Below are 5,141 nucleotides of genomic sequence, written 5' to 3'. Positions count from 1 at the left end.
GCGCCAGATCGTCAAGCAGGGTCAGCTGTTCTCCCGGCGGGTGGTCACCGACGCCGAGGCCAGGGCCGAGCTGGCCGGCGAGCCGTACAAGCTGGAACTGATCGGGCTCAAGGGCGGCGGCGGGATCGACGCCGAGGAGTCGGTCGAGGTCGGCGGCCCGGAACTGACGATCTACGACAACCTCGACCCGGCCACCGGCGAGCTGAAGTGGAAGGACCTGTGCCGCGGCCCGCACGTGCCGTCCACCCGGCACATCCCGGCGCTGAAGGTGATGCGCAGCAGCGGCGCGTACTGGCGGGGGAGCGAGAAGAACCCGCAGCTGCAGCGGATCTACGGCACCGCCTGGCCGTCCCGCAACGCGCAGGACGAGTACCTGGCCATGCTGGCCGAGGCCGAGCGCCGCGACCACCGCAAGCTCGGCGCCGAGCTGGACCTGTTCTCCTTCCCGACGGAGATCGGCAGCGGGCTGCCGGTGTTCCACCCCAAGGGCGGGGTCATCCGGCGGGTGCTCGAGGACTACTCGCGGCAGCGGCACGTGGCCGCCGGGTATGAGTTCGTGAACACCCCGCACCTCACCAAGTCCGACCTGTTCATCACCTCGGGCCACCTCGAGTGGTACGCCGAGGGCATGTTCCCGCCGATGGAGCTCGACGGCGCCAAGTACTACGCCAAGCCGATGAACTGCCCGATGCACATCCTGATCTACGCATCGCGTGGCCGGTCTTACCGCGAGCTGCCGCTGCGGCTGTTCGAGTTCGGCACCGTCTACCGGTACGAGAAGTCCGGCGTCGTGCACGGGCTGACCCGCGTTCGGGGTATGACCCAGGACGACGCCCATATCTATTGCACACCCGAGCAGATGCGCGACGAGCTGGCCTCGCTGCTGCGCTTCGTCCTCGACCTGCTGGCCGACTACGGGCTCGAGGAGTTCTACCTGGAGTTGTCGACCAAGGATCCGGACAAGCACGTGGGCTCCGAGGAGGTTTGGGAGGAGGCGACCGACGTGCTGCGCGAGGTCGCCGAAGCCTCCGGCCTGCACTTGGTTCCCGACCCGGGCGGGGCGGCGTTCTACGGTCCGAAGATCTCGGTGCAAGTCAAGGATGCGTTGGGCCGAAGCTGGCAGATGTCGACCATCCAACTCGACTTCAACATGCCCGAGCGGTTCGAGCTGGAATACACCGCCGCTGACGGTTCGCGGCAGCGGCCGGTGCTCATTCACCGCGCGTTGTTCGGGTCGATGGAGCGGTTTTTCGGCATTCTCACCGAGCACTATGCCGGCGCGTTTCCGGCGTGGCTGGCGCCCGTTCAGGTGGTCGGCATCCCGGTGGCGGATGGCCATGTGCCGTATCTGGAAGACGTTGCTGCGCAACTGAAGTCGCATGGTGTGCGGGTCGAGGTAGATTCCAGCGACGATCGGATGGCCAAGAAGATCGTCAACCACACCAACCAGAAGGTGCCGTTCATGCTGTTGGCCGGGGACCGCGACGTCGAGGCCGGCGCGGTGAGTTTCCGGTTCGGCGACCGCACCCAGATCAACGGGGTTCCACGCGACGAAGCGGTGGCAGCCATTACGCGTTGGATTGCCGAACGCGAAAACTCAGCTCCCACTGCTGATTTGGTCAAGGTGAACAACCGTGGCTGATGAGGACGCGATCGTCGACAGGGGTGTCGGTGAAATCGACCACCTGCAGCGGTTGTGGACGCCTTACCGAATGAGCTACCTGGCCGAGGGGCCGCTGAAGCAGGACATCAGCAGCCGCGAGCAGCCGTTCTCCGACATTCCGCAGCTTCCCGACGAGGACGGTCTGGTGGTCGCCCGCGGCGAACTGGTCTACGCCGTGCTCAACCTCTACCCATACAACCCCGGACATTTGATGGTGGTGCCGTATCGGCGGGTATCCGAACTGGAAGATCTCACCGACAAGGAGAGCGCCGAGCTGATGGCGTTCACGCAGAAGGCGATTCGCGTCATCAAGAACGTGTCTCGGCCGCACGGCTTCAATGTCGGCTTGAACCTCGGGGCATCGGCGGGCGGTTCACTGGCCGAACATCTGCATGTGCATGTGGTGCCGCGGTGGGGTGGCGACGCCAACTTCATCACGATCATCGGCGACTCCAAGGTCATCCCGCAGTTGCTGCGTGACACCCGTCGGCTGCTGGCCACCGAATGGGATAAGCAACCGTGAGCAAATTACTGTCGCGTGAGGGCGTGGCGCGGGCCACCACACCGGTGGCCCGGGCGTTCCTGCGGGCCGGCTTCACCGCCGACAGCGTCACGATCATCGCCACCGCCGCGGCGGTGCTGGCCGCGTTAACGCTGTTTCCGACCGGCCGGCTGTTCGCCGGGACTTTGGTGATCTGGTTTTTCGTGATGTTCGACTTGGTCGACGGGGCGATGGCGCGGGAGAGCGGCGGCGGCACCCGGTTCGGTGCCGTGCTGGATGCCACCTGCGATCGCATCAGCGACGGCGCGGTGTTCTGTGGGCTGGGGTGGTGGGCGGCCTTCGGCCTGCACAGCCCGAAGCTGGTGGTCGCGACGTTGATCTGCCTGGTCACCTCGCAGGTGATCTCTTACATCAAGGCCCGCGCCGAGGCCAGCGGGCTGCGCGGTGACGGCGGCTTGATCGAACGGCCGGAACGGTTGATCATCGTGCTCGTCGGCGCGGGATTGTCGGACCTGCCGGTGTTTCCGTTGCCCTGGGCACTGCACGTGGCGATGTGGCTATTGGCCGTCGCCAGCATGATCACCTGTGCTCAGCGGTTGCACGCCGTGCGGCATTCGCCCGGTGCGGGCGATCCGATGCCCCCGGCCGGCCGGGCGCAGGAACCGGGGGAGAGCGAGCCGTGATCTCCGTCCCGGGGGGCTTGAAACTGCCTGGGGTCAGCGGTCTTTCGCTGGGCGGCCGGGTGACCGACTGGGGCTATGCGGCCGGCTGGATGGCGGTGCGCGCCATGCCAGAATTCGCCGCGCGCAACGTTTTTGACGCCGGCGCGCTGTACGCGTCCCGCAACGGGGGACCGGCCCAACTGCGCAAGAATCTGGCGCGCGTCATCGGCGTTCCGCCGAAAGAAGTGCCCGGCAGCCTGATGCGGGCGTCGCTGGCGTCCTATGCCCGCTACTGGCGCGAGGCGTTCCGATTGCCGACGATGGATCTTTACGCAGTGGGCCAAGAACTCGCCAAAACGGCTGTAGGCGACGAACATCTGGACGCGGCGCTGGCGGCGGGCCGCGGTGCCGTGATGGCGTTGCCGCACAGCGGCAACTGGGACATGGCCGGGGTGTGGCTGATCCAGACTCGCGGCAAGTTCACCACCGTCGCCGAGCGGCTCAAACCCGAGTCGCTCTACCGGCGGTTCATCGGCTACCGGGAGAGCCTGGGCTTCGAGGTGATCCCACTGTCCGGCGGCGAGCAGCCACCCTTCCAGCTGCTCAGCGAACGACTGCGGGACAACAAGCTGGTCTGCCTGATGGCCGAGCGCGATCTCACCCGCACCGGGGTCCAGGTGAATTTCTTCGGCGAACCGACCAGGATGCCGGCCGGTTCGGCGAAGCTGGCGATCCAAACCGGGGCGGCGTTGCTACCGGTGCATTGCTGGTACGAGGCCGACACGACCCGGATAGAGATCTGCCCGCCGCTGGATTGCGCCGGCGGCCCCGCCAGTGAACGAGTCGGCTCTATCACCCAGGCGCTTGCCGACGTCTTTGCCCGCAACATCGCCGAGTATCCCGCCGACTGGCATATGCTCCAGCCGCAGTGGCTGGCAGATCTGTCCGACGAACGACGGGCCCGATTGGCGGAGACCTGATGCGAATCGGCATGGTGTGTCCGTACTCGTTCGATGTGCCGGGCGGGGTGCAGTCGCACGTCTTGCAGCTCGCCGAGGTGATGCGCGCCCGCGGTCAGGACGTCAGCGTGCTGGCGCCCTCGTCGCCAGGCCGGCATGCCGCGCTGCCGGAATACGTCGTCTCGGCCGGCAGAGCCGTCCCGATTCCCTACAACGGTTCGGTGGCCCGGCTGCAGTTCAGCCCGGCCGTACACGGCAAGGTCAGGCGCTGGCTGACCGACGGCGACTTCGACGTGCTGCATCTGCATGAGCCGAATGCGCCGAGCCTGTCGATGTGGGCGCTGCGGGTGGCCGAGGGACCGATCGTGGCGACCTTTCACACCTCGACCACCAAATCGCTGACGCTGACGGTCTTTGGGGGTCTGCTGCGGCCCTGGCACGAGAAGATCGTCGGCCGGATCGCGGTCTCCGACCTGGCCAGGCGCTGGCAGATGGAAGCGCTGGGATCGGACGCGGTCGAGATTCCCAACGGCGTCGACGTGGCCTCGTATGCCGCCGCGCCACGGCTCCACGGCTATCCGCGGCCCGGCAAGACAGTGCTGTTCTTGGGCCGCTACGACGAGCCCCGCAAGGGCATGGCCGTCCTGATCGACGCGCTGCCCACCCTGGTCGAGCACCTTCCCGGCGTCCAGGTGCTGATCGTGGGCCGCGGCGATGAAGACGAATTGCGCAGCAAAGCCGGCGGATTGGCGGGCCACCTGCGCTTCCTGGGCCAAGTGGATGACGCCGCCAAGGCATCGGCGCTGCGCAGCGCCGACGTCTACTGTGCGCCCCACACCGGCGGCGAGAGTTTCGGCATCGTGCTGGTCGAAGCGATGGCCGCCGGTACCCCGGTAGTGGCCAGCGATCTGCACGCGTTCCGGCGGGTGCTGCGTGAGGGCGATGCGGGTCGACTGGTGCCGGTCGAAGACAGCGCCGCGCTGGCTGCCGGCCTGGTCGCGGTGCTGGAGGACGATCGGTTGGCTAAGCGCTACATCGCGGCGGGCTCCGATGCGGTGCGCCGCTACGACTGGTCGGTGGTGGCCAACCAGATCATGCGGGTCTACGAGACGGTCGCTGGATCCGGTGCCAAGGTCCAGGTGGCCAGCTGATGACGATCGTGCTGGTCATCGCGCTGGCCGTGCTGTTGGCGGTGCTGGTCGTGGGTGGCGCCTGGGGGTATGAAACCGCCAATCGGCTGGACCGGCTGCACGTGCGCTACGACCTGTCCTGGCAGGCCCTGGATGGCGCACTGGCCCGCCGCGCTGTGGTGGCCCGCGCGGTTGCGGCGAGCTCGGCCGCCGAGCAGCTAGCGG

Annotated in this window: 5 protein-coding genes and 1 pseudogene; all 6 read left to right on the top strand. The window is 67.2% G+C overall.

Annotation, left to right across the window (positions count from 1 at the left end; genetic code table 11):
- The coding region (gene thrS, locus WAN71_RS10060; protein ID WP_422225193.1) for a threonine--tRNA ligase at positions 1-1,642 on the top strand (1,642 nt) is incomplete at its 5' end.
- Positions 1,635-2,186 (top strand): HIT family protein, encoded by a 552-nt coding sequence (locus WAN71_RS10055; protein WP_422225192.1) that lies wholly within the window; start codon positions 1,635-1,637, stop codon positions 2,184-2,186. The genes thrS and WAN71_RS10055, both read left to right, overlap by 8 nt.
- Positions 2,183-2,848, top strand: a complete 666-nt coding sequence (pgsA, locus tag WAN71_RS10050; protein WP_422225191.1) for a phosphatidylinositol phosphate synthase — start codon at positions 2,183-2,185, stop codon at positions 2,846-2,848. The genes WAN71_RS10055 and pgsA overlap by 4 nt, the downstream gene beginning before the upstream one ends.
- Positions 2,845-3,807, top strand: a complete 963-nt coding sequence (locus WAN71_RS10045; RefSeq protein ID WP_422225190.1) for a phosphatidylinositol mannoside acyltransferase — start codon at positions 2,845-2,847, stop codon at positions 3,805-3,807. The genes pgsA and WAN71_RS10045 overlap by 4 nt, the downstream gene beginning before the upstream one ends.
- Positions 3,807-4,937: a glycosyltransferase family 4 protein gene (locus tag WAN71_RS10040; RefSeq protein WP_422225189.1), complete on the top strand. Its 1,131-nt coding sequence runs from the start codon at positions 3,807-3,809 to the stop codon at positions 4,935-4,937. Before WAN71_RS10045 ends, WAN71_RS10040 begins: the two co-directional genes overlap by 1 nt.
- A pseudogene (locus tag WAN71_RS10035) lies at positions 4,937-5,141 on the top strand (exopolyphosphatase); the annotation flags it as partial. The gene WAN71_RS10040 and the pseudogene WAN71_RS10035, both read left to right, overlap by 1 nt.

Source organism: Mycobacterium sp. (assembly GCF_049280035.1).
Lineage (GTDB): Bacteria > Actinomycetota > Actinomycetes > Mycobacteriales > Mycobacteriaceae > Mycobacterium.
The sequence above is the reverse complement of the archived record's forward strand: the minus strand, read 5'-3'. Positions and strand labels throughout refer to the sequence as shown.

Excerpts from the sequence above, each read along its gene's own strand:
- WAN71_RS10040 (WP_422225189.1), top strand. The coding sequence starts at position 3,807 with ATGCGAATCGGCATGGTGTGTCCGTACTCGTTCGATGTGCCGGGCGGG.